Source organism: Pseudomonas wadenswilerensis, assembly GCF_024749185.1.
Taxonomy (GTDB): Bacteria; Pseudomonadota; Gammaproteobacteria; order Pseudomonadales; family Pseudomonadaceae; genus Aquipseudomonas; species Aquipseudomonas wadenswilerensis.
In genome coordinates, this window is the sequence record NZ_CP087191.1 from 918,554 (window position 1) to 943,483 (window position 24,930).

Sequence of the window (24,930 nt, forward strand, 5' to 3'; positions counted from 1 at the left end):
CCGTCTTGGTGCAACCAGAATAGGTGCCTGGCGGTAGCGGAAAAATAGGTGTTTCTGACATTCACTGTTACAGCACTGGTAACAGTGAAGCCACAAGACAGTAACCCGTTATTTCATTGATGACTGTGAGCATGTGTAAACAAGTCTGCTTGGGGTTTGTCCATTCCGAGGTATCAATAGGCTGTTGCTGGTTTTAGCCGTAGGACACTTCTCTCGGGTTGCTGAGCAAGCCACTTTGGAGCTTTTCGTCAGTATCAATAGGGAACGGTTGCGCTGAAATTCTGCTGTCGGTGAACCAGTCAATTTGTCGCGATATGACTATCACCGAATAAAGAGATCAGCACATGGATTTGTCCCGTTTTTTCGATGCACCAGGATTTAGCTTCGACGACAACAGCCTGGAGACAATTCTGCTGGAACTCAGCAGTACCACCTTTCAGATCAAGAACCAGCTCGAGTCGCTGCCCTCCCTGACGGATGCAGCTTTCGATGAGTTCTGGAAGCAGGCGCGCAAGCCTGGTACCAACCCGCTGAGCCTGTTCATACAGGTGACGAAACTGTTTTTTCTCGACCTGCGTTTCGTGGCTTTGCGCCAACCAGGACAGCAGTCGGCACTCGCCGCCCTGGAAGAGCAGATCTTTGATCCAGACGAGCATGTCCGTCTCTTGGCGCTGAGCATTGGGGGCGAAGCGCTGACGTTGCCTTTGGTGTTTGTCATCGGCGAGTCGTTCGAAGCGTCATCTTCGAGCAAACTCTGGCTTTACAGCCTGCAGGAGGGCTTGCAGGAGCAGGGCAGTACACGGCGATTCATCGACCGCATGACGCTGCGCCTGAGCAAGCCGGCTGCCGAAGATCCCCTGGTCCAACCGTTGCCGCATGGAATTAGGCAGCGTCTTGCGCAAGGTCAAGCGCCGCGATTGACCTTGGTGCCGTTGAGCGATATTCCGTTTCGAAGCCAGGTCGACGATATCCGCCAAGCCTTGCGCGAGGTGCCAGTACAAGACCTGTTGCAACAACGCCTGGCAACCAGGCTCAGGCAGCACCGTCACGCCCACCTGCCTGAATGGTTACGCTTTCTCGAAGGTGAAGAGCGTACGGCCTACGAGTTACGCGAACGAGCTGTTGCCGTGTGCCAGCAACGGGTCGATGAACATCTGCAAGGCATGGCCAGTGCGCAGGACTATGCCGCTGAGCAGATAGCCGATTACCTGACGCAAGCCATGGGGCTTGACGTTGATGTCCGGCGACTGCGGGTGGGGGTCAGGCATGTGTTGGATATCGTGGGTGAAGTGCTGTGTGGTGAGCGCGAGATGACGCTGGTGCAATGGGTAATTTCCGGTGGTTATCACGGCCGCGAACTGCAAGCGCAGATCATCGACAGCGAGCTGGCCGTACAACTGACACCGGGCTTTATCCAGGCCATGATCGATCAACTGGATATCCGTTTGAGTTACCGGGAAGCGCTGCAAGCCGTGTACTTTGACGGCCCTGGCCCGCAACTGATGAGTGAAGTGGTCAATGCGCGGCTGGCTCTGAGTGCCCTGGCAGCGCGTTACCAGGGGCTCGACGGGAGGGCCTTCGACGCCCTGGAAGCGGCTCGTAACCACCAAGGGGCCCTGAGCGAGCTTGGAATCGAAGTCGGTGGCGTGATCCTCGATCCCTTCCAGTTGGCGTTCAGGGATGTGTTTTACCTGAGCTATGGCCAGAGTGATGATCAGCGCTTCCTGCTTTACGCCCCAGGCGCGCCGGGAGGCGATCTTCGGGTGTTGCGCAATGCACGGCAGCTCAGCCTGGAAATCGCCCGGTGGGCGCTGACGGATCAGGGGCAAGCCTACTTGCTTGGCCAACTGTCGGTCGACGCGCGGCCGCAGTTCACTCAGCTACTCAAGCAGGCGCAGAGACTGCCTGGTTATTGGTCGCGACAAACCGTTACGCTGGAGCGCTGGCCTGACGCCGGTTGGCAGGAGTTGCTGTCGGAAATTGCCTTTATGAAGGTCAATGGGGTGCTGGAGCAGCTGCAGTTCGCCACGCCCCAGTGGTACATCGATGCGCCGCTGTTCCAGCGTCAGCAACTGAGCAACATCGATGCGTCACTTACCCTGGTACAGAACGCCTACCAGCAGATTAACAACATCGAGCCCTTTGCCGATTACGCCCATCGCCTGGTCAAAGAAAGGATCAACACATTTGCCGGCGCGCCTGGGCCTGAGGTCGATCCTGATACCGTGCTGGTCGAGCTCGAGCCTGGTAACGTCGCAAGCCTTACCCGCACGGTCATCAGTGGATACGACAGCAGTTTCAATTTCGCCGACTTCGCAATAATCACTTCAACCGTTGGCCAGGACCTGTCACGCCTGGATCGTCGTTTTCTCGACGGCTACATTCGTTCGGCCAGGCTGGGGGAGCGCTACATCCAGACGATTCGCAGTCGCTTGCTCGATGCGACTGACCCGCACTACAGGCGCCGTCGCCTGCTGCACCGCGAGCTATTGCGCTTGCAGATGCGCCGCGCCTGGCTGAGCGAAACCATGGCGGGGCGACTGACGGCTGTGCGCAGCCGGTGGCTGGAGAATGCTGTCGATGAATTACTCGATCTTGAGCCTGCGGTTGTTGGTGGTGATCGGACTTCACACAAGAACGGGGTGTTCCAATTCGCGCTGAGTGGCCGACGGGTCGAGGGTGTGTATTTGTTCAGGAATGTGGTGCAAGGCGTGGTAGAGGATCTTGTCTACACGCCGGAGGCCCCTGATGGCCTGTTCTTTCGAGCGCCGCAGGCACTGGCCCGGCAATGGGACGATCCTGCCCTGCAGGACTATTTTTACCTGCGGGTCAGTATTCGCGATCAGCCTATTGTCGGCGCCCTGATCGAGCGCTTCCAGCGGGCAGGGGATGGCGAGGCGATTATCCTGGCGGCGATCAGTGACTATAAGCGCATTACCGACCTGGCCCGTGAGTTCGACGTAATGGTCGAGCGCATCGTTGCCGATGTGGACGAAGACACCACCAGTGTGGCGCAAAGGATCTCCGGTTTGTTGTTCGAGGTTGCGATCGGGGTAGCGGCAATACTCTCGGTTCCGTTTCCACCGGCAAGCCTAGCCCTCAGCGTGGTCATGACCCTGCGCGCGTTTGGACAGGGCGTCATCGCTTACCTGGATGGAGATCGGGCGGCAGCCACGAAGTTCTTTCTGACAGCGGGGGTTGGCCTTGTTTCCTTGTCAGGTATCAGCGGGCGGCTGGCGAAACTCGTGTCGGGCCTTTCAAAAGGACCGAGTTCACCCACCGTTCGGTTGTTGAAACAACTGTTCAGTGACTTGCGCCCGGTGGGGGCGAAATCGATTTACAGTGTGAATCGGGCGCTGGAGGAAGAACTCAAACAGTTCCTGGAAATCCTCGAACACAAGAGCATGCACATGGCTATCCCGGTCTAGCCTTCGTGCCCCATGCGCCAGCTGATCATCTTCGCCGTAGCCAGCAACTGCCCGGCTGCGGGCCCCTGCTCATCGGCATGGAAGATCGAGGTCGGGCCGACCACGGTCAGCACGGCGGCGATCTTGCCCACGGCGTTGAACACGGGAGCCGAAAGGGCATCGACCCCCGGCATCAGCAGACCATGGACATGATGCAGGCCGCGTTGGCGGATGGTTGCGAACAAGGCCTCGTAATCGTCGGCGCTGTGACCTGACGCGGCCAGTTCCTGCTCGCGCAGCTCGATAGTTTCGCGCTCGGGCAGGTAGGCGCCGAATACCAGCCCGGTCGAAGAGGTGAGTAAAGGCAACACCGAGCCGATCTGAGTGACCACGGTGACTGCCCGCACCGCCGGCTCGATATTGACCACGGTGGCGCCCTGGTTGCCCCACACGGCGATGAAGCAGCTTTCGTTGAGCTCATCGCGCAGTAGCGAAAGCGGCAGCGCCGCCTCTTTCAATACGTCCATCCCGCCCAACGCTGCCAGCCCTACGCGCAGGGCTTCGCGGCCCAGGCCGTAGTGGTTGGTGGCCGGGTTCTGTTCGGCAAAACCGCTGGCAATCAAGGCCTGCAGGTAACGGTGGACCTTGCTCGCCGGCATGTCGACATGCTCGGCCAGGCGCGACAGTGAGGTAGACGGCGACAATTGGGCCAGGGCTTTAAGGATGTCGGTACCGACCTCGGCCGAGCGGACCTTCTGTTTGCCGGAGCTGTCGGCGGGGGAGCTGGCTTTGGCCATGATGGAGTCGATCCGGGGAGTTCAATGGGCGTCTTTATAGCTTGACGGTCTTCACCAATCAAATTACGTTATGCGTAATGTAATTACGATAAAAATAACGCAGAAGCGCTGCCACCCCCTTCAAGGCCCGCAGCCAACTGCCATTGACCGGCCTGCACTGGGCCCGGAGGCTCGATGAACCTCGATAACACCCCTGTCCTCGGCTACCAGAGCGGTTTCGGTAACGAATTCGCCAGCGAAGCCTTGCCTGGCGCCCTGCCGGTCGGGCAGAACTCGCCGCAAAAAGCCCCGTACGGCCTGTATGCCGAACTGTTTTCCGGCACCGCCTTCACCATGGCCCGCAGCGAGTTGCGCCGCACCTGGTTGTACCGCATTCGCCCTTCGGCCCTGCACCCGCGCTTCGAGCGCCTGGAGCGCCAGCTGGCCGGTGGCCCGCTGGGCCCGGTGACGCCCAATCGCCTGCGCTGGAGCCCACAGCCGATCCCAAGCGAAGCGACCGACTTCATTGACGGCTGGGTGGCCATGGCGGCCAACTCGGCGGGTGAAAAACCGGCGGGTATCAGCATCTATACCTATTGCGCCAATCGCTCCATGGAGCGGGTGTTCTTCAACGCCGATGGCGAACTGCTGCTGGTGCCCGAGCAGGGTCGCCTGCGCATCGTCACCGAATTGGGCGTGCTGGAAGTCGAGTCGCTGGAAATCGCCGTGCTGCCCCGTGGCCTGAAGTTTCGTGTCGAACTGCTCGATGCCCAGGCCCGCGGCTATCTGGCCGAGAACCACGGTGCGCCGCTGCGCATCCCGGACCTGGGGCCGATCGGCAGCAACGGCCTGGCCAACCCGCGCGACTTCCTCGCGCCGGTGGCCCATTACGAAGAAATCGATGGCCCGGTGCAGTTGGTGCAGAAATTCCTCGGTGAACTGTGGGGCTGCCAGCTCAACCATTCGCCACTGGACGTGGTCGCCTGGCACGGCAACAACGTGCCGTACAAATATGACCTGCGCCGCTTCAACACCATCGGCACGGTCAGCTTCGACCACCCGGACCCATCGATTTTCACCGTGCTGACCTCGCCGACCAGCGTGCCGGGCATGGCCGACCTCGACTTCGTGATTTTCCCGCCGCGCTGGATGGTGGCCGAGAACACCTTCCGTCCGCCGTGGTTCCACCGCAACCTGATGAACGAGTTCATGGGCCTGATCAAGGGCGAGTACGACGCCAAGGCCGAAGGCTTCCTGCCCGGCGGCGCCTCGCTGCACAGCTGCATGAGCGCCCATGGCCCGGATGCCGAGACCTGCAGCAAGGCCATTGCCGTCGAGCTGGCACCGAACAAGATCGACAACACCATGGCCTTCATGTTCGAGACCAGCCAGGTGCTGCGCCCGAGCCGTCATGCGCTCGAATGCCCGCAATTGCAGGCCGACTACGATAGTTGCTGGGCCTCGTTGCCGAGCACCTTTACCCCGAATCGGAGATAACCCATGAATCAGTCCGCCCTTGCCCGCAGTTGGGTAGAACACGCCAACAGCCACGGCGACTTCCCGCTGCAGAACCTGCCCCTGGGTATCTTCAGCCGCAAGGACCAGGCGCCGCGCTGTGGCGTGGCCATCGGTGATGCCATTCTCGACCTTGAAGCCGTGCTGGCTGCCGGCCTGTTCGACGGCCAGGCCCGCGCTGCGGTCGAAGCCACCCGTGGTGGTGCGCTGAACGCTTTCTTCGCCCTCGGCCGTACCGCTCGTGTAGCCCTGCGCGAACGCCTGCTGGAGCTGCTCGGCGAGCACAGTGAACACCAGGCCGCACTCAAGCCGCTGCTGTATCCGGCCAGCGAGTGCCAGCTGCACCTGCCCGCACGCATTGGCGACTACACCGACTTCTATGTCGGCATCGAACACGCCAAGAATGTCGGTAAGCTGTTCCGCCCCGACAACCCGCTGCTGCCCAACTATAAATACGTGCCGATCGGCTACCACGGCCGTGCCTCGACCATTCGTCCGTCCGGTACCGATGTGCGCCGGCCAAAAGGCCAGACCCTGCCCGCCGGCCAGAACGAACCGAGCTTCGGCCCGTGCGCGCGCCTGGATTACGAACTGGAGCTGGGCATCTGGATCGGCCAGGGCAACGACATGGGCGATTCGATTCCGGTGGCCGAAGCGGCTGAGCACATTGCCGGCTTCTGCCTGCTCAACGACTGGTCGGCGCGCGATATCCAGGCCTGGGAGTACCAGCCGCTTGGCCCGTTCCTGTCCAAGAGCTTCATTTCGACCATCTCCCCATGGGTGGTTACCGCCGAAGCCCTGGAGCCGTTTCGCTGTGCCCAGCCGGCGCGTCCGGAAGGCGACCCGCAGCCGCTGTCGTACCTGCTCGACAAGCGCGACCAGGCCAACGGCGCCTTCGATATTGAGCTGGAAGTGCTGCTGCTGACCGAGCGCATGCGCGAGCAGAACCTGCCCGCGCATCGCCTGACCCTGAGCAACACCCTGAGCATGTACTGGACCGTGGCGCAGATGGTTGCCCACCACAGCGTCAACGGTTGCCAGCTGCAGTCGGGCGACCTGTTCGGCTCCGGCACCTTGTCTGGTGCCCAGCCTGGCCAGTTCGGCAGCCTGCTGGAAATCACCCAGGGTGGCAAGGAGCCGGTCGAACTGGCGTCTGGCGAGGTGCGCAAGTTCCTCGAAGACGGCGACGAGATCATCCTGCGTGCGCGTTGCAAGCGCGATGGCGTGGCCTCGATCGGCTTCGGCGAATGCCGCGGCAAGATCCTTCCGGCACGCTGAGAGGGCAGGTCCATGGAACTCTTTACCTACTACCGCTCGACCTCCTCCTACCGGGTGCGGATTGCCCTGGCGCTCAAGCAGCTGGAGGTCCGGCAGTTGCCGGTCAACCTGCTCAAGGGCGAACAGCGCGAAGAACACTTCATGGCCCTCAACCCGCAAGGGCGGGTGCCGGCGCTGAAGATCGACTCGGGTGAAGTGCTGGTGCAGTCGCCGGCGATCATCGAATACCTGGAAGAGGTTTATCCACAGCCAGCGCTGCTGCCACAGGACCCGGTTCGCCGGGCCCAGGCCCGTGGCGTCGCGGCACTGATCGGGTGCGATATCCATCCGCTGCACAACGTCAGCGTGCTCAATCAGCTGCGTGGGCTGGGCCATGACGACGTCCAGGTCAACCAGTGGATCGCCCACTGGATCAGCCAGGGCCTGGCCGCTGTCGAGCAGTTGATCGGTGATGAAGGCTTCTGCTTTGGCGACGAGCCGGGGCTGGCCGATGTCTACCTGATCCCGCAACTGTATGCAGCCGAGCGTTTCAATATCGACTTGAGTGGCTTCCCGCGCATTCGCCGGGTCGCTGCCCTGGCCGAGGCGCATTCGGCGTTTGCCCAGGCTCACCCGTCGAGGCAGCCCGACACCCCATAAACCACGCTGCCCGCACCTGATACCCATAACAATAAAAGGTACCTTGCGATGCACAATCAGATTGCCAGCTTTCGCACGGCGCTGGATGCCCGGCCCGTGTCGCGTTATCAGTGGTTATTGCTGTTGTTACTCGTGTTGTTGCTGGTTACCGATGGTTATGATGCTCAGGTGCTGGGCTATGTGATCCCTTCCCTGGCCCAGGACTGGGGCCTGGAAAAGGCCGCGTTCGGGCCGGTGTTCAGTGCCAACCTGCTGGGCCTGACCCTGGGATCGCTGGCGGTGACACCGCTGGCGGATCGCTTCGGCGTGCGCCGGGTGCTGTTGTGCTGTGTGCTCTTGTACTCCAGCCTGACCGTGCTGATGGTCTTTGCCAACTCCCTCAACAGCCTGATGCTGGCGCGTTTTGTCTGCGGTATCGGCATGGGTGGAGCGATGCCCAGTGCCATGGCGCTGATGTCCGAGTATGCACCGCCGCGCTTGCGCACCCTGATGGTCACTCTGGCCGCTTGCGGCTTCTCATTAGGGGGCGCTGCCGGTGGTTTCGTCGCTGCCGGGTTCATCGACAGTTTCGGCTGGCAGGCGGTGTTCCTTGCTGGCGGTATTGCGCCGCTGCTGCTGTTTCCGTTCCTGGCCCTGTACCTGCCCGAATCCTTGCCACGCCTGCTGCGTGACGCGCCGCCCTATGCGCGCCTGCTCAAGCTCACGACGAAGATGCTCCCGGGCTGGCAGCCGCCTGCGGCCAGTGTGCAGGCCATGGAAGAAAACCAGAACAAGTTCACCGTGGTGGCGCTGTTTCGTGACGGCTATGCCAGGCCGACCCTGCTGATCTGGTCGACGTTCTTCGTCAGCCTGATCCTCTTGTACTTCATGATCAGCTGGCTGCCCTCGCTGTTGCTGGAAAGCGGCCTGGCCCTGAATCAGGCCAACCTGGTGACCTCGATGTTCCTGTTTGCCGGCACCCTCGGCGCGGTATTCATGGCCTGGTTCGCCGACCGTCTCAAGCGCAAGGTGCGCCTGCTCAGCGCCGTGCTGCTGGCGGCGGCGGTGTTTACCGTACTGGTCGGCCTGAACCACGATAACCCGCGCTGGCTGGTGGTCTGTGTGTTTGCCGCTGGCTTCTGCATCATCGGCGGGCAACTGACCCTCAATGCTTTTACCAGTAACTTCTACCCGGCCCAGGTGCGGGCGACCGGCACGGGATGGGCATTGGGAGTGGGGCGCTTTGGTTCGATACTGGGGCCGCTGTTCGGCAGCCTGCTGCTGGCCATGCATTTGCCGGTCGAGCAGATATTCTTCTTCTGCGCGATTCCTGCGGTGCTGGCGGCATTGTTGATCATTCAGGTGCGCAGCCCGGCCGAGGCTGTCAGTGCACCGATGACGACGCAGGAGGCAGGTGGCTCAGGCGTTCAGTCAGGCGCAAGCGCTGGATTGGATCGTCACTGAGCAGCAGGGCGTGCTCCAGGTCGAAGCGTTCGGCCTGTGGGCACTCCAGGTGCTGATACAGCGTTGCCCGTGCCATGTAGTCGGCGGCGGTGCCCGGGCCAAGCTGCAACACCCGTTCGGCGTCCTTCAGGGCCTCCAGGTGATCGTCGTGGCTGGCGTGCAGCTGGCGCAGGTTGCGCGACAGGCGCTGGAGCATCTGCAGCGGGCTGGCGGTCAGCAGGTGGTCGGCACTCAGGGCCAGTTGCGGGCCGAACTGGCGGCCCAGCAGTTCGCGGCAGTCGGCCGGATACAGGCGGCGCCCGCCGCAGGGGTCGAGCAGGTGATCGGCACCCGGTACGCGCAACAGGAAATGCCCGGGGAAGTTCACGCCTTCAAGGGGGATCGACAAGCCGCGAGCCAGTTCCAGGGTCAGCAGGGCCAGGGCCAGAGGCTGGCCGCGACGACGCTGTATGACCTTGTCGAGCAGCGCCGCTTGGGGGCGCAGGGGGTGGTACTCGTCCTGCTGGAAGCCCAGGGTGTTGAGGTGGCGCAGCAACGGCTGGGCCAGTTCGCTGAGCGGCAGCATCGGCAGGCCGGCGCTGACCTCCTGCTGCAAGGCCTGAACCTCGGCCAATACCTGTGCCGGCACCACACTGTCGTCGTGCTCGGCGGCGATCCATAGTGCCGCTTCCAGCAAGGCGACCGGGTCACGTTCAAGGCAAGCCAGGCAGGCGCTACGTGGGTTCATGACAATCTCCGCTCAAGCTTCTGTTGTAGCGCTGGTGCGGGTTTTAGTCCAGTGGTCCGAGTGTTGTCATCAGTCGGTAAAGCGCGACCTATACTGGGATCAGCACCTCATCGAGGAGCCCGTTGATGTTTGCTCTCATGCAAAGCACCCGCACGCAGTCGCTGCACCTGTGCATCGACCCGCCGACCGGCCTGAAAGCGGTAGTCGCCATCCATAGCGAACACCTGGGGCCGGCCATGGGAGGCTGTCGCTACCTGGCCTACCCGGACGACGACAGCGCCATGATCGACGCCATCCGCCTGGCCCAGGGCATGAGCTACAAGGCCGCCCTGGCAGGGCTGCCGTTGGGCGGCGGCAAGGCGGTGATCATTCGCAACCCCCATGTGGAAAACCGCGCGGCCTTGTTCGAGGCGTTCGGGCGCTTTGTCGAAACCTTGCAGGGGCGTTTCATTACTGCCGTGGACAGCGGCACCTCGACCCTGGACATGGATTGCATCGCCCAGACCACCCAGCACGTGACCAGTACCACCGCTGCCGGCGACCCGTCACCCCATGCAGCCATGGGCGTGTTCGCCGGAATTCGCGCCACCTCGATGGCGCGTCTGGGCAGCGATAATCTCGAAGGCTTGCGCATTGCCGTACAGGGGCTGGGCAATGTTGGCTATGCGCTGGCCGAGCAACTGCATGCGGCGGGTGCCGAGCTGCTGGTCAGCGACCATGACCCGGGCAGGGTGCAACTGGCCATCGAGCAGTTCAATGCGCGGCCGGTTGCCAATGAGATGTTGATCAGCACGCCCTGTGACATCTTTGCGCCGTGCGGGGTAGGGCCGGTGCTCAATGGCCAGAGCGTGATGCAGTTGCGCTGTGCAGCGGTGGCGGGCGCGGCCAACAACCAGCTGACCACCTTGCAGGTGGCTGATCAGCTGGAAAGCCGCGGGATTCTGTATGCGCCGGATTACGTGATCAACGCTGGCGGGTTGATCTACGTGGCGCTCAGGCACCGTGGCGAGGACCTGGGCACCATTACCGCACACCTGGCGCGCATCCCTTCGCGGCTGACCGAAGTCTTTGCCCATGCCCAGGCCGAGAAACGCTCGCCGGCGCGGGTGGCGCAGATGCTTGCCGAGCGGCTGATCTACAGCTGAAGGTCGATTATTCGGCGGCGCTGTCGCCGAGCAGATCGGACAGGGCGTCTGGCTGGCTCTTGAAGGCCTTGGCGAACACGTCACGGTTCTTCGCCATATAGATACCGGCATCCTCGACCTGCTGTTCGCTCAGCGACGGCACGGCTTTTTTCAGGACCTCGGCCAGGAGCTCGGCCAGTTCAAGCATCTTGTCGTGACGGTCTGCTTCGGCTTTATCCATGAACAAGCGCTCCAGGTCGCGGCTGCTGCGGTATACCACTTCGACGGCCATTCATCACCTCACATGCCTTTGGTAATCGATGTATTCGATACTGTTTATTTGTACAGTGTTAATGATAGGGTAATCCACAGGACTAAGATAGTGGCAAATCAGCATTCTGCTGTTCGCCACTCTCCACAGGGGCCTGGCGCGGCACTTTTGCCGCTCTCTATGGTCTGCTACAGCGTGTAGAATTGCGGATCGGCAGTCGAGCCATCCAGTCTACGAAGGAACAGCAATGAACGAGCAAACATCGCGCCTGAATCGGGAACGGCGCTTTTTGGTACTGCTGGGGGTTATCTGTCTGGCCCTCATCGGCGGGGCGCTGTACATGCAGATCGTGCTGGGCGAGGCGCCGTGCCCGCTGTGCATCCTGCAACGCTATGCTTTGCTGCTGATCGCGCTGTTCGCCTTTATCGGTGCCGCCATGCCCGGCAAGCGCAGCCTGACCCTGCTCGAGGGCCTGGTGGTGCTCAGCGCCATCGGTGGTATCGCCGCCGCCGGCAACCATGTGTATATCCTCGCCAATCCGGCGGTCAGTTGCGGCATCGACACCTTGCAACCGATCGTCGACGGCCTGCCGCTGGCTTCGGTGCTGCCGCTGGTGTTCCAGGTCGATGGTTTCTGCTCCACGCCTTACCCGCCGGTCATGGGCCTGTCCCTGGCGCAATGGGCCCTGGTGGCCTTTGTACTGACTGCCGTTCTGGTGCCCCTGGGCATCTACCGCAACCGCCGTCAGGCTTAGACAAAAGTCATGTATTGACGCAAGCCCGTTGTGCAATGAGATTTACCAGGTTTGTCGCACCATACTTGATCCTGATCAAGTTCCAGCCCTTGTAGAGCGGGCGTTTCAGGGGTATTGGACGGGGTGCGACAAACTGTCGCGAAACTGATTTTTCAGGCGTGATTGTTACGTAATTGGTAAAGGACTGTTGCTCAATAAGTCATAGTCAACGATTGGTTACCTATCTACAATCGCCCCCAATTTCCGTTCGGCACCGCTTGCGAGTCGCAGGATTAAAGGAGCCCCAGGCTCTTTTCGCTGACTCTGACGAGCATCGCCTGCGGCGATGCCGGGCTGACCCCCCTCCGTGATTTCCCGCACCAAATGGAATTGGTCTGAAGACAGGCCTGTTGCCTACTGAAGTCAAAATAATAAACACCGCAATATCCGGTTTATGCCGAGCCGCCGCAGCTGGCCTCAAGGCGTGACCGTATTCGATCCCATAAATGCTGACGCTTGGCAGGACGAAGTGTTGGCGACCAAAACACAAATTGCATTGAAGCAAGCTGCTCTAGAGGTCGTGAGATGAGTAAAAAGCGTTACCCCAGACTGTTTGGCATTCTGCCCTTTTTAGGCATGCTTTTACTCAGTGGGTGCAACTGGACCCTGCTCGACCCGAAGGGCCAGGTCGGCATTGAGCAAAAGAACCTTATCCTGATCGCTACCGGCTTGATGTTGCTGGTGGTGATTCCTGTCATTTTCATGACCCTCGCGTTTGCCTGGAAGTATCGCGCTTCCAACAAGGCAGCCACCTACACCCCGGACTGGTCGCACTCGACCAAGATCGAAGTGGCGGTCTGGACCATCCCGGTTCTGATCATCATTGCCCTGGGTTATGTGACCTACAAGACCACCCATGAGCTGGACCCGTATCGTCCGCTGGTTTCCGACGTGAAGCCGGTGCAGATCGACGTGGTCGCCCTGGACTGGAAATGGCTGTTCATCTACCCGGAACAAGGCATTGCCACGGTCAACAAGATCGTCTTCCCGGCCAACACCCCGGTCAACTTCCGCGTGACCTCCGATTCGGTGATGAACTCCTTCTTCATCCCGGGCCTGGGCGGGCAGATCTACGCGATGGCTGGCATGACCACCAAACTGCACCTGATCGCCAACGAGAACGGTGAGTTCGACGGTATCTCCGCGAACTACAGCGGTGCTGGTTTCACCGGTATGAAGTTCAAGGCAACCGCCACCTCCCAGGCTGATTTCGAAGCATGGGTGAACGAAGTCAAGCAATCGCCTAAACAGCTGGATGCGGCTGAATACGCGGCATTGGCCAAAACGAGCGAAAACAATCCAGTCGCGCTGTACAGCGTGGCCTCGCCTGAGCAGTTCCAGTCCATCGTCGACAAGTACGAAGGCATGAACCGCGGTCGGCCGGTCCACGAAAAAGAGCAGAGCAAAGCAGCGGCCGGTACCGAAGGGTTGGACGTGACTATGCATTCGGCTGCTGGGGCAGAGGAGTAAGAGATGTTCGGTAAACTAAGTCTGGATGCGATTCCGTATCACGAGCCGATAGTCATGGTGACCATTGCCATGATTGCGCTCGGCGGTCTCGCGTTGATCGGTGCAATCACCTATTTCAAAAAATGGACCTACCTGTGGTCCGAGTGGCTGACTTCGGTCGACCACAAGAAGATCGGGGTGATGTACATCATCGTCGCGATGATCATGCTGCTGCGCGGCTTTGCCGACGCCATCATGATGCGCACGCAGCTGGCCATGGCCACCGGCGGCTCCGAGGGCTACCTGCCTCCCGAACACTATGACCAGATCTTCACCGCCCACGGTGTGATCATGATCATCTTCATGGCAATGCCATTCTTCACCGGCCTGATGAACCTGGCCCTGCCTCTGCAGATCGGTGCGCGTGACGTTGCCTTCCCGTTCCTGAACTCCCTGAGCTTCTGGCTGCTGGTGTCCGGCGTCGTGCTGGTCAACGTCTCCCTGGGCGTCGGTGAATTCGCCAAGACCGGCTGGGTCGCTTATCCACCGTTGGCGGGTATCCAGTACAGTCCTGGCGTGGGTGTCGACTACTACATCTGGGCGCTACAGCTATCGGGCCTCGGTACGACGCTAACGGGTGTCAACTTCCTCGCCACCGTGCTGAAAATGCGCGCGCCTGGCATGAAGCTGATGGACATGCCGATCTTCACCTGGACCTGTACCTGGGCCAACGTTCTGATCGTCGCTTCGTTCCCGATCCTGACCGCTGCACTGGCTCTGCTGACGCTTGACCGTTACATGGATTTCCACATTTTCACCAACGAACTTGGTGGCAATCCGATGATGTACGTCAACCTGTTCTGGGCCTGGGGTCACCCTGAGGTTTACATCCTGATCCTGCCGGCCTTCGGTGTGTTCTCGGAAGTCACCTCGACCTTCGCCGGCAAACGCCTGTTCGGCCACAAGTCGATGATCTACGCTTCGGGCGCGATCGCGGTACTGGGCTTTGCGGTATGGCTGCACCACTTCTTCACCATGGGTTCGGGCGCCAGCGTCAACACCTTCTTCGGTCTGGCGACCATGCTGATCTCGATTCCGACCGGGGTGAAGCTGTTCAACTGGCTGTTCACGATCTACCAGGGCCGTCTGCGCTTCACCGCGCCGGTGCTGTGGACCCTGGGCTTCATGGTTACCTTCTCGATCGGTGGTATGACCGGCGTACTGCTGGCTGTTCCAGGTGCTGACTTCGTTCTGCACAACAGCCTGTTCGTAATCGCCCACTTCCACAACGTGATCATCGGTGGTGCGGTATTCGGCTACATTGCCGGCTTCGCCTTCTGGTTCCCGAAAGCCTTCGGTTTCACCCTGAACGAGAAGTGGGGCAAAGCTGCCTTCTGGTTCTGGATCTCCGGTTTCTACGTGGCCTTCATGCCACTGTACGCACTGGGCTTCATGGGTATGACCCGTCGTCTGAACCACTCCGACAACCCACTGTGGGAACCCTACCTGTACGTAGCCGTGTTCGGCGCCGTGCTGATCCTGTTCGGTATCGCTTGCCAGCTGATCCAGCTGTACGTCTCGATCCGCGACCGCAAGGACAACATGGACGTGACCGGCGACCCATGGGGCGGCCGTACCCTGGAATGGTCGACTTCGTCGCCACCGCCGTTCTACAACTTCGCCAGCATGCCTGAGAACGTCGATCTGGATGCATGGCACGAAACCAAGCAAGCCGGTAAGGCTTACAAGGTTCCAGCCAAGTACGAAGCGATCCACATGCCGAACAACACCTCCACCGGTGTGTTCATGGGTGCGTTGCTCACCGTATTCGGTTTCGCCTTCATCTGGCACATCTGGTGGTTGGTTGCTGCCAGCCTGGTCGGCACCATCGCTGTCTTCGTTGCTCACGCTGCGCGTGACGACCAGGGCTACATGGTTCCTGCAGAGGAAGTGGCGCGTATCGAAGGCGAGCGCATGAAGGCCCTGGGCCTGGCTACCGGTTCGCCGGATGGCGCACGTGTCAAATCGTTTGAACGGGTTTAATCAATGTCCAGTCATGTAATCAATGCAGACACGCATGCTCATGGTCACGACCATGGGCATGACGATCACCACCACGACTCGGGCCAGATGACCGTCTTCGGTTTCTGGCTGTACCTGATGACCGACTGCATCCTGTTTGCGTCGCTCTTCGCCACCTACGCGGTGCTGTCCGGCAGTTTTGCCGGCGGCCCGTCGGGTCATGACATTTTCCAGCTGGACTTTGTCGCGGTTGAAACCGCACTGCTGTTGTTCTCCAGTATCACCTTCGGCTTCGCCATGTTGCAGATGTTCAAAGGCAACAAGGGCGGCGTGCTGGGCTGGCTGGCTGTCACCTTCCTGTTTGGTGCCGGCTTCATCGCGATGGAAATCTATGAGTTCCATCACCTGATCGCCGAAGGCTTCGGCCCGCAGCGCAGTGGCTTCCTGTCGGCGTTCTTCGCGCTGGTCGGTACCCACGGTCTGCACGTGACCGCAGGTCTGATCTGGATGGCGGTCATGATGTACCAGATCAACAAGCACGGTATCACCGGTACCGCCAAGACCCGCATGAGCTGCCTGAGCCTGTTCTGGCACTTCCTGGACGTGGTCTGGATCTGCGTGTTCACCGTCGTGTATCTGCTGGGGGTTCTGTAAATGGCTAACGCACATAACAGCCACGCCGAGGGCAACCACGGTAGCGTCAAGTCGTATGTGATCGGCTTCATCCTGTCGGTGATCCTGACTGCGATTCCGTTCGGCCTGGTGATGTTCCCGAGCATGCCGAAAGACATCACGATCATGGTCGTGGTGGCCCTGGCGGTCATTCAGGTGGTGGTACACCTGGTGTACTTCCTGCACATGGACCGTTCTGCCGAGCAGCGCTCCAACGTGTCGACCTTCCTGTTTACAGCGATGGTCATTGCACTGTTGGTCGGCCTGTCGCTGTGGATCATGTTCAGCATCCACACCAGCATGATGGCGAAGTGAGGTAAGACGACATGTCCGTTAAGCACTTTATCCAAATCACCAAACCGGGGATCATTTTCGGTAACGTGCTTTCTGTGGCAGGCGGTTTCTTCCTTGCCGCGCAAGGGCATGTCGACTTCATGCTGTTCCTGGCCACGGTGATTGGCACTTCGTTGGTGGTGGCGTCCGGTTGCGTGTTCAACAACTGCATCGACCGTGACATCGACATCAAGATGGAGCGCACCAAGAACCGTGCGATGGTCCAGGGCCAGATCTCGCTGAAAGTCGCGCTGGCCTACGCCACCCTGCTCGGGGTGGCCGGCCTTGGCCTGCTGTATGTGCAGGCCAATGCCCTGGCGGCGTTGTTCGGCCTGATCGGCTTTGTCATCTATGTCGGTTTCTACAGCCTGTACCTCAAGCGCAAATCGGTGCACGGCACCCTGGTGGGCAGCCTGTCCGGTGCCATGCCTCCGGTGATCGGCTACTGCGCGGTGAGCAACAGCTTCGACCTGGCTGCACTGACCCTGCTGGTGATGTTCAGCCTGTGGCAAATGCCGCACTCCTACGCCATTGCGATCTTCCGCTTCAACGACTACCTGGCCGCATCGATTCCGGTGCTGCCGGTCAAGCGCGGGATCCTGGTGGCCAAGAAGCACATCCTCTGGTACATCGTGGCGTTCCTGGTAGCGACCCTGATGCTGACCCTGGGTGGCTACGCGGGCATGAGCTACATGGCGGTGGCCGCGGCCATGGGCATGTACTGGCTGTACATGGCCTGGACCGGCTACAAGGCGGTGGACGATCGTCTGTGGGCACGCAAGCTGTTCGTGTTCTCGATCTTCACCATCACTGCCCTGAGCGTGATGATGTCGCTGGACACCAAGGTGCCGGCCGAGCTGCTGCTGACTTACGCGCACTGATTCATCAGCGTGTAATGAAAACGCCCCAGGCTTCACAGCCTGGGGCGTTTTTTTTGTCTCTGCGGTCTTATCGCGGGGCAAGCCCGCTCCCACAACGACCGAAACTGCTGTTGACAAATACCCGGCGTTTGCCGGATTTTATCGCGGCGCAGATCAGGAGTATCTGCGCATGGCCAGAGGATACTGGCCGTGATCCACCACACAAGGGATTGTCCATGATCGAGCCAAACGCCGTTACCCAACGGGCGTGCCTCGCGCTGCTGCGCGAACGCCATACTTCCCCGCATCTCGAGACTGCCTTGCAGGTGCTCGACTGCCTGTTCCGCCGTCGCAGCCTGGCGCCCGGGCAGGATGATGAGCTGTCGGCCGAAGTGCTCGAACCGCATCTGGATAAAGTCCTCAAGGCAATCGAAGCCGGCCTGCGCATCGAGATGGTCCTGCCCGCCTTCCCGGGCAAGTCGCCGAACCGGCAAAAAACCCTCAGCCACCTGCCAGACCTTGCCGAGCGCCACGCCATCGACGAGCTGCAGCACCTGTGCGCTGAAATCCAGGCCCTGTACGCGCCGGGCGCCTTGATTCACATCTGTTCCGACGGCTACGTGTTTTCCGACCTGGTGCGCGTGCCCGACGAACACGTGAAGGCCTACACCGACGAGATCCAGCGCTACGCCGAACAGCACTACCCGCGAAGCTTCGCCCTGTTCGATCTCAAGGATGCCTACCCGCAGTTGGGTTGCCTGGACTCGATGCGCGAAGAGCTGATGATCGAATTCGGTCAATCGCTGATCGCGCTGGGTCAGCGTTTCCAGGACGAGCCGCACATGATGCTGATGTACTGCGGCATCCATCGCTTTTTGTCCGAGGACTATTCGGGTCTTGCCGAATTCGCCGACATGAGCCTCAACGCCGTGAAGAAGATCGCCAAGCCGGCATCCCAGCGGGTCATCCAGCGCAGCGAAGCCTGGAGCGCACTGCTGCAGGCGCGTTATCCACAGTGCCTGCGCCTGTCGATCCACCCGCAACTGGCGGTGTCGGCGAAAATCGGCATCCGCCTGGTGCCCACCAGCGACCTGTGGCGCACGCCCTGGCACTCGGTGGCGATCAAGCGCCGCGGGGTGGTGATGCTCGACAAGCGCAGCAACATCGACGAGCGCTACAGCCGCCTGGTGTTCCGCCAAGGCCGTCCTTGCCACTACGCCAGTGCGCAATGATGCCTGGACCGCTAGCGGCTGAAGCCGTGATCTTCGACCTCGACGGCACCCTGGTCGATACCTTGCCCGACATCGTCTGGTGCCTGAACCGGGTGCTGCAGGAGCAGGGCTACCCACCCTTGCCGCTGGAGACCATCAGTGCCTATGTGGGGGGCGGCACCGGGGCGATGCTCGAGCGGGTTGCCGCACGCCTGGGCATTAGCGACGACAAGACGCTGCATGAGCGCTACATCGGCTGTTACCAGCAGCACCTGGTGCAGTTCTCCCGGCCGTTCGACGGTGTACTGGAGATGCTCGAGGGTTGCCGCCAATTACAACTGCCGATGGCCATCGTCACCAACAAGGCCCATGACATGGCACTGCAGGTGGCCGGGCAGCTGTTCCCCCCGGGCACCTTCGAAATTGTTCTTGGCCAGCGGCGCGGCCATCCGCTCAAGCCGCAACCCGACGCAGCCCTGGAGGCTGCCCGCTACCTGGCAATCGAACCGTGCCGATGCCTGTTCGTCGGCGATACCGTCATCGACCTGATGACCGCCCGGGCCGCCGGCATGCACGCGGCTGCGGTGACCTGGGGCTATGGTCGGGTCTATGCGCTACAGGCGCAGGCGGCGGATCTCTATTGCGAACAGCCGGCAGAGCTGCTGCATGCCCTGCACGGGGCGCTCACTTCTTGCATGGCTGGCACCCTCGCCAGCCAGCGCTGAAACACCACCTCTCAAGGAAGAAAGGTCATGCAACACAAAGACACCTGGATCAAGGCGGTCAGCGACGTGCTGGCAGGTTATCTGCTCAAGGACGGCGATGATCGCTTCGAAACGGCGGGCCGGGCCAACCTGGCCATCAGCCTTGCCTGCTTCTACGATCAACAGGCGCCGGTACGCCTGGTGCTGCCGGGCTTCCCGTGCAAATCGCCGAACGCGCGTGACCAGACGTTCGGTGTGCTGCCGGACTACGGCGAGACGATGGCCATCGAGCGCCTGGACCAGCTGGGCCAGGAGATTGCGGCGCTGCACGCGCCAGGTTGCGTGGTGTCGATCCTGAGTGACGGCACGACGTTCAACGACATCGTCGGCGTACCCGACGAAGTACGCAGGACCTACAACCAGGCACTGCGCGAGTTGTGCACCACCCACACCATCAACTGGGTAAGCATGGAAGACCTGTTCCCCCAGGCCAGCAGCGCCGATGCCGTGCGCGCGACCCTGATCAAGCAGGCCCGCCTGCCGTGGAAGAGCGTCGAGGCGCTGATCGAACAAAGCCGCCATGACGAGACGCTCAGTCACGCCCACGACAAGCTGTGCAGCCACCTCTACAACGACCTGCGCCTGTGCCGTGAAGCGGGGCAGAGCGAAGACGAGCACCTGCTGCAGATCGGCTACAAGGCCTATCAGATGATGTTCCGCGGGCAGGCGCTGAATGCCGCGGTCAATCGCTTCTTCCCTGAAGACATTCGCTTGTCGGTGCATCAGTACGACAATGCCGGGCCGAAGTTCACCCTGGCCCTGGCCGACGGTCTGTCGCGGGTTTCCAGCCCCTGGCATGCGGTACCGGTGCGTCATCTCGACGGTAGCCAGACCTTGCGTGGCCGTGCCGAGGTGGACATCGACAAGCATGTGCTGGTGCAGTACCAGGGGCGGCCATGGCTTTACCATGAAACCCTGGGTGAATCGCTGCAGGAATTCGAATTCGAACTGCAGAAGCGCCCCCTGTTCGGGCTGCTGGTGCGTGACCCGCTAGGGTTGGGCTTCGAGCGGTTTTCAACGCAATTGCTCGAAGCGCTGGTGGAAACCTTCGGTTTCGTCTGCCTGCGCGGCTGCAGCTTCGATGACCGTGACAGCTTCGCCCGCGACTGCGAGCGCTTCGGCACCATTTACCAGTGGGCGTTCGGCAAGGTGCATGTGGTCAAGCCGGCCGACAAGCCCGAAGGCGTGGTGCACTCGCTGGAAAAGACTCCGCTGCATTGGGACCTGAACATGCTGCCGTCCAGTGACGCCCAGGTGCAACGCGATCCGAAGTTCTGCGCGAGCAAGTTCATGCTCTATTGCAAGACCCCGCCGCAAGCGGGTGAGGGCCAGACCACCATCGTCGACAGTCGCAATGCCCTGCGCAAGGTAGGCAATCAGGTCGCCCGGCAGTGGCAGGCAGTGGACATCACCTATTACACGCGGATGACCTATTTCGGTGGCTCGCCGCGTAGCTACAGCCTGGTGGACCTGCACCCACGTACCGGTGAGCGCATCTTGCGCTACCAGGAGGGCACGGATTCGACGCTGCAGACCTTGAGCCAGGAAGTGCAAGGTTTCGAGGCGCAGGCCCAGCAGGCCCTGCTCGAACAGCTCAATGCCCTGGCCTACGACGAGGATTGCCTGATCGCCCATGAGTGGGCCGAAGGCGATTTGGTGCTGATCGACAACTACCAGACCCTGCATGGCCGCTTGCCGATGTCGCCGGCTTCGGCTTCGCGCGAGCTTTGGCGAGTTCAGGTCTACTGAGGCGCTGGCCCTGGCAGCGGGTTTCGTGCCCGTTGTCAGGGTGTCTTTCCGCCTGCTGGTGGCGCCAGGGCTGCAATAACGTGTGCTGATCCTCAACCCCACAGGATCATGGCATGAGCATTTTGACTGTTTACTTTTGTGGTACCGGTTCCCACCGCTTTGACGACAAGAACCCCAATTTCTGGAATGGCGAGCTGGTTTCGACCCTGGCCTCCAACGACCAGGGCAAGGAGTTCGCCCATTGGGTCGCCATCGACGGCCCTGGCAGTGGCAACCTGCAGGCCGATGAGCTGTTCATCCAGACCAAGGCCTACGGGCTCTCCGGGACCCTGTTCGGCAGGGGCTGGGAAGAGAACGTCAGCCATGCCCTGCATATCATCAAGGGCCAGTTCAGCTGGCAGCGAAAAACCCTCAGCGAGCAGGAATACAAGCAGCTCAAGGCTGCCGGGATTCCCATAGAGGACATGCAGGTGAGCGGCTCATGGTTGTGGCGCACTTACAGCTATGGCGAGCGCGTCGTCACCCCGCAGCAATTGCAGGAGCAGATCATCAAGATATTCAGGAAGGACGGGGCGCTGCCGACCCAGGTCAACCTGGTCGGTTGGAGTCGCGGCGGGGTGAGCTGTCACATGCTGGCCAATGCCATGCTCAAAGACAACGCCTTGAAGCATATCCCGGTGAACATCTTCGCCGTCGATCCGGTGCCGGGGCTGCTGAACTTCCAGGCGCATCGGGTCCAGCTGGGCGAGAACGTCAAACAATACGTCGGCTTCTATTCCCGTGACGAGCGCTCCAAGGGCTTTGCCTGTGTGATTCCCAAGACGCACGCTGCAACCCGCTGTCATATCTACCCGGTGCCGGGGCGCCACGCCACGCTGGTGGGTAACGCGGCTGCCGACGGCGCCTCCGGTGGCAAGGTTCTGGCCGAGCCTGGGCTGATCGTGCGGCATTTTGCCGAAGTCTGCCTGACCCGCTGGGGAGTGAAGTTGCAAAAAATGCTCAACCTCGGCGAGGGTGACCTGCAGGCCTACCACCAGGTGCTTGCCCGAGACGACAGCAAGTACCAGGCGATGCGCAAGCATTCCTACACCCTGCTGACCGAGGCGGAGCAGGGGGAGCGGGCCGTTTCGCTGGGAAGCCAGGGCACCGGCTTCTCTACGGTGAAGGGTGGCACCCTGCTGCCGCTGGCCGGACTGGCAGCGCCGATAACCTGGCAGGCCTCGTCGTACAAGGAAATCCGCTAGCCCTGATTTTTATACTGGACAGCGCGGTGGCCGAGGCCCTATCTTCAGCTTCGGCCACCGCAGTGGCCAACGTCGCTCGGACGGTTCCGGGCGCTTACGTCTTCGAGGAAGCCATGGCTGACCAAGGTTCGCCGCGCCGTTTTGCGCGCATTGATCGTCTCCCCCCTTACGTGTTCAACATCACCGCCGAGCTCAAGATGGCTGCACGCCGTCGTGGCGAGGACATCATCGACCTGAGCATGGGCAATCCCGACGGCGCCACGCCGCCGCACATTGTCGAGAAGCTGGTGCAGGTCGCCCAGCGTGAAGACACCCACGGCTACTCGACTTCCCGCGGCATCCCACGCCTGCGCCGGGCGATTTCGCGCTGGTACAAAGACCGCTACGAGGTCGAGATCGACCCGGAAAGCGAAGCCATCGTCACCATCGGCTCCAAGGAAGGCCTGGCGCACCTGATGCTCGCCACCCTCGACCATGGCGACACCGTGCTGGTGCCCAACCCCAGCTACCCGATTCACATCTATGGTGCGGTGATTGCCGGTGCCCAGGTGCGTTCGGTGCCGCTGATTCCGGGTGTGGACTTCTTCAACGAACTGGAGCGGGCGATCCGCGAATCCATCCCGAAACCGAAGATGATGATCCTCGGCTTCCCGTCCAACCCGACCGCGCAGTGCGTCGAGCTGGACTTCTTCGAGCGGGTGGTGGCCCTGGCCAAGCAGTACGACGTGCTGGTGATCCACGACCTGGCCTACGCCGACATCGTCTACGACGGCTGGAAGGCACCGTCGATCATGCAGGTGCCCGGCGCCAAGGACATTGCCGTGGAGTTCTTCACCCTGTCCAAGAGCTACAACATGGCCGGCTGGCGGATCGGCTTCATGGTCGGCAACCCCGAGCTGGTCAGCGCCCTGGCCCGCATCAAGAGCTACCACGACTACGGCACCTTCACCCCGCTGCAGGTGGCGGCCATTGCTGCGCTCGAAGGTGACCAGCAGTGCGTGCGCGACATCGCCGAGCAGTACCGCCAGCGCCGCAACGTGCTGGTCAAGGGCCTGCACGAGCTGGGCTGGATGGTCGAGAACCCCAAGGCGTCGATGTACGTCTGGGCGAAGATCCCCGAAGAGTATGCACACCTGGGTTCGCTGGAGTTTGCCAAGAAGCTGCTGGCCGAGGCCAAGGTCTGCGTGTCGCCGGGCATCGGCTTTGGTGACTATGGCGATGACCATGTGCGCTTTGCCCTGATCGAAAACCAGGACCGCATTCGTCAGGCGGTGCGCGGCATCCGTCAGATGTTCAGGGCTGATGGTGTGGGCAGCAAGCCGGCCCAGAAGTAACGGGAGCATCTGCGCTCCATCGTTGGCAAGGCCAGCTCCCACAAGGGCAGTGTGTGGGAGCCTGCCTTGCCGGCGAAAGGGCTGCAAAGCAGCCCCGATAGGGCAAATTCAACGCTGGGCAGGGCGCCATCACCACCGTCCGTCAGCGGCGATTTATTTCTGCATTACCCCCCTTCTCAAACATCCGGCAAAGCATAGAATGGCGGCGGGTTTCTCCCTATAACGATAATCAACCTCCCCCCCTTCTCATCATGTCCGAACATAATCCTTGTTTGAACTGCGGCGCCTGCTGCGGGTATTTCCGTGTGTCTTTCTTCTGGGGTGAGTGCACGTCGGCGGGCGGTGTCGTGCCCGACGATCTGGTGGTCCAGATCAGCCCCAGCCGCGTTGCGATGATCGGTACCGACAGCAAGCCCTGTCGCTGCATCGGGCTCGAAGGCGAGATTGGCAAAGGTGTGAGCTGCACCTTGTATGAACAGCGCTCAACCCCGTGCCGCGAGTTCGATGCGGCCTGGGTCAATGGCGAAGCCAACCCCAGCTGCGATGCGGCCCGTGCCGCCTATGGCCTGCCCCCGCTTGAGGCCAACGAGCCGATCTGGCCGGACGAGGGCGCGGAGGTCGCCTGAGGCGCGGCTTGAAGGTTACACTGGGCGGTTCATGGATCGGACAGGAGGTCCCGCGTGACCCGCATGTACAGTTTTCCCGCTGACCTGTGCCTCGAAAGCCCGCGCTTGCAGCTGCGCCCGATGGTGCCCGAGGATGCCGAAGCGTGGTTTGCCATCATGGCCGACCCGCAGGTCATGCGTTACTGGAACCACGGCCCCTGGCAAGCGCTGGCAGAGGCTCAGGCCGCACTGGCCGAAGACCGCAACGCCTGTGCCGCCGGCCAGATGCTCAAGCTGGGCATCTATCGACGTGACAACGGCGAACTGATCGGCATGACCCAGCTGTTCAACCTCGATCCCACCTCGCGCCGTGGTGAAATCGGCTATTGCCTGGCCAGCACTGCGCAAGGCCGCGGCTTCATGGACGAGGCGCTGACCTGTTTCATCGACTACCTCGCTCACGGCCTGCACCTGCGGCGCCTGGAGGCCGAGATCGACCCGCGTAACCACGGCTCGGCACGCACCCTGGAGCGCCAGGGCTTTGTGCTTGAAGGGCTGCTGCGCCAGCGCTGGTGCGTGGCCGGTGAGCTGTCGGACTCGGGGCTGTACGGGTTGCTGCTCGATCAGGCGCCGCTGGAAGGTTGAATAATCAAGCGCGGCAGCGCCGTCTGCGCTATTGTCGCGCGCTCTTTGACCAGCCAAATGGATTTACTG

General features: G+C 61.3%; 22 protein-coding genes. 19 read left to right on the plus strand and 3 right to left on the minus strand.

Features of this window, described 5'->3' with window-relative positions; all coding sequences use genetic code 11:
- Positions 1–344: 344 nt before the first annotated feature.
- Complete coding sequence (locus LOY45_RS04150) at positions 345–3,428, plus strand: dermonecrotic toxin domain-containing protein (RefSeq protein ID WP_258578784.1); 3,084 nt, start codon at positions 345–347, stop codon at positions 3,426–3,428.
- On the opposite strand, the gene LOY45_RS04155 is transcribed toward LOY45_RS04150, so the two are convergent.
- On the minus strand, positions 3,425–4,204 hold the full coding sequence (locus tag LOY45_RS04155) for an IclR family transcriptional regulator (RefSeq protein ID WP_115088683.1): 780 nt from the start codon (positions 4,202–4,204) through the stop codon (positions 3,425–3,427). The two genes, LOY45_RS04150 and LOY45_RS04155, sit on opposite strands and share 4 nt — an antisense overlap.
- A gap of 174 nt (positions 4,205–4,378) precedes the next feature.
- Between LOY45_RS04155 and hmgA the strand changes: the two genes are divergently transcribed.
- The 4 genes from hmgA to LOY45_RS04175 are packed head-to-tail and all read left to right on the plus strand — an operon-like array spanning position 4,379 to position 9,058.
- Complete coding sequence (gene hmgA / locus LOY45_RS04160) at positions 4,379–5,680, plus strand: homogentisate 1,2-dioxygenase (RefSeq protein WP_258578785.1); 1,302 nt, start codon at positions 4,379–4,381, stop codon at positions 5,678–5,680.
- 3 nt (positions 5,681–5,683) lie between these two features.
- Entirely contained in the window at positions 5,684–6,976 is a 1,293-nt protein-coding gene (gene fahA, locus LOY45_RS04165) for a fumarylacetoacetase (RefSeq protein WP_115088681.1), read from the plus strand.
- 12 nt (positions 6,977–6,988) lie between these two features.
- Positions 6,989–7,615 carry a maleylacetoacetate isomerase gene (maiA, locus tag LOY45_RS04170; protein ID WP_115088680.1) on the plus strand — a complete coding sequence of 209 codons (627 nt, stop codon included), beginning with the start codon at positions 6,989–6,991 and terminating at the stop codon, positions 7,613–7,615.
- A 48-nt stretch (positions 7,616–7,663) separates the two neighbouring features.
- Positions 7,664–9,058 carry an MFS transporter gene (locus LOY45_RS04175; RefSeq protein ID WP_134064250.1) on the plus strand — a complete coding sequence of 465 codons (1,395 nt, stop codon included), beginning with the start codon at positions 7,664–7,666 and terminating at the stop codon, positions 9,056–9,058.
- Here LOY45_RS04175 and LOY45_RS04180 read toward each other — a convergent pair.
- On the minus strand, positions 8,979–9,785 hold the full coding sequence (locus tag LOY45_RS04180) for a SirB1 family protein (RefSeq protein WP_115088678.1): 807 nt from the start codon (positions 9,783–9,785) through the stop codon (positions 8,979–8,981). The genes LOY45_RS04175 and LOY45_RS04180 overlap by 80 nt on opposite strands.
- Before the next feature lie 125 nt (positions 9,786–9,910).
- Here LOY45_RS04180 and LOY45_RS04185 point away from each other — a divergent pair, with 125 nt between their 5' ends.
- Complete coding sequence (locus LOY45_RS04185; protein WP_115088677.1) at positions 9,911–10,930, plus strand: Leu/Phe/Val dehydrogenase; 1,020 nt, start codon at positions 9,911–9,913, stop codon at positions 10,928–10,930.
- Positions 10,931–10,937: 7 nt separating this feature from the next.
- Here the strand turns inward: LOY45_RS04185 and LOY45_RS04190 are convergent, their stop codons facing one another.
- The gene (locus tag LOY45_RS04190) at positions 10,938–11,201 is read right to left on the minus strand and encodes a YebG family protein (protein WP_233674479.1); all 264 of its coding nucleotides are present in this window, start codon (positions 11,199–11,201) and stop codon (positions 10,938–10,940) included.
- A 226-nt stretch (positions 11,202–11,427) separates the two neighbouring features.
- Between LOY45_RS04190 and LOY45_RS04195 the strand changes: the two genes are divergently transcribed.
- The 13 genes from LOY45_RS04195 to LOY45_RS04255 all read left to right on the plus strand — a co-directional run bounded on the left by LOY45_RS04195 (position 11,428) and on the right by LOY45_RS04255 (position 24,861).
- Positions 11,428–11,934 carry a disulfide bond formation protein B gene (locus tag LOY45_RS04195; protein ID WP_115088675.1) on the plus strand — a complete coding sequence of 169 codons (507 nt, stop codon included), beginning with the start codon at positions 11,428–11,430 and terminating at the stop codon, positions 11,932–11,934.
- A 564-nt stretch (positions 11,935–12,498) separates the two neighbouring features.
- Positions 12,499–13,443, plus strand: a complete 945-nt coding sequence (gene cyoA, locus LOY45_RS04200) for a ubiquinol oxidase subunit II (protein ID WP_115088674.1) — start codon at positions 12,499–12,501, stop codon at positions 13,441–13,443.
- A 3-nt stretch (positions 13,444–13,446) separates the two neighbouring features.
- Complete coding sequence (gene cyoB / locus LOY45_RS04205; protein WP_115088673.1) at positions 13,447–15,465, plus strand: cytochrome o ubiquinol oxidase subunit I; 2,019 nt, start codon at positions 13,447–13,449, stop codon at positions 15,463–15,465.
- 3 nt (positions 15,466–15,468) lie between these two features.
- Entirely contained in the window at positions 15,469–16,098 is a 630-nt protein-coding gene (locus tag LOY45_RS04210; protein WP_045188204.1) for a cytochrome o ubiquinol oxidase subunit III, read from the plus strand.
- Positions 16,099–16,431, plus strand: coding sequence for a cytochrome o ubiquinol oxidase subunit IV (gene cyoD, locus LOY45_RS04215; RefSeq protein WP_045188206.1), 333 nt, complete (start codon positions 16,099–16,101; stop codon positions 16,429–16,431).
- Positions 16,432–16,442: 11 nt separating this feature from the next.
- On the plus strand, positions 16,443–17,330 hold the full coding sequence (cyoE, locus tag LOY45_RS04220; protein ID WP_134064248.1) for a heme o synthase: 888 nt from the start codon (positions 16,443–16,445) through the stop codon (positions 17,328–17,330).
- Between the two features lie 215 nt (positions 17,331–17,545).
- On the plus strand, positions 17,546–18,541 hold the full coding sequence (locus LOY45_RS04225) for an isocyanide synthase family protein (RefSeq protein WP_115088671.1): 996 nt from the start codon (positions 17,546–17,548) through the stop codon (positions 18,539–18,541).
- Positions 18,541–19,245: an HAD family hydrolase gene (locus LOY45_RS04230; RefSeq protein ID WP_325175827.1), complete on the plus strand. Its 705-nt coding sequence runs from the start codon at positions 18,541–18,543 to the stop codon at positions 19,243–19,245. The genes LOY45_RS04225 and LOY45_RS04230 overlap by 1 nt, the downstream gene beginning before the upstream one ends.
- A gap of 27 nt (positions 19,246–19,272) precedes the next feature.
- The gene (locus LOY45_RS04235; RefSeq protein WP_258578786.1) at positions 19,273–21,033 is read left to right on the plus strand and encodes an isocyanide synthase family protein; all 1,761 of its coding nucleotides are present in this window, start codon (positions 19,273–19,275) and stop codon (positions 21,031–21,033) included.
- Between the two features lie 113 nt (positions 21,034–21,146).
- On the plus strand, positions 21,147–22,277 hold the full coding sequence (locus LOY45_RS04240) for a hypothetical protein (protein WP_258578787.1): 1,131 nt from the start codon (positions 21,147–21,149) through the stop codon (positions 22,275–22,277).
- Between the two features lie 113 nt (positions 22,278–22,390).
- Positions 22,391–23,611 carry an alanine transaminase gene (gene alaC, locus LOY45_RS04245; protein ID WP_115088667.1) on the plus strand — a complete coding sequence of 407 codons (1,221 nt, stop codon included), beginning with the start codon at positions 22,391–22,393 and terminating at the stop codon, positions 23,609–23,611.
- 251 nt (positions 23,612–23,862) lie between these two features.
- Positions 23,863–24,237, plus strand: a complete 375-nt coding sequence (locus tag LOY45_RS04250) for a YkgJ family cysteine cluster protein (RefSeq protein ID WP_038997055.1) — start codon at positions 23,863–23,865, stop codon at positions 24,235–24,237.
- Between the two features lie 54 nt (positions 24,238–24,291).
- Positions 24,292–24,861 (plus strand): GNAT family N-acetyltransferase, encoded by a 570-nt coding sequence (locus LOY45_RS04255; protein WP_115088666.1) that lies wholly within the window; start codon positions 24,292–24,294, stop codon positions 24,859–24,861.
- The last annotated feature ends 69 nt before the right edge of the window (positions 24,862–24,930 follow it).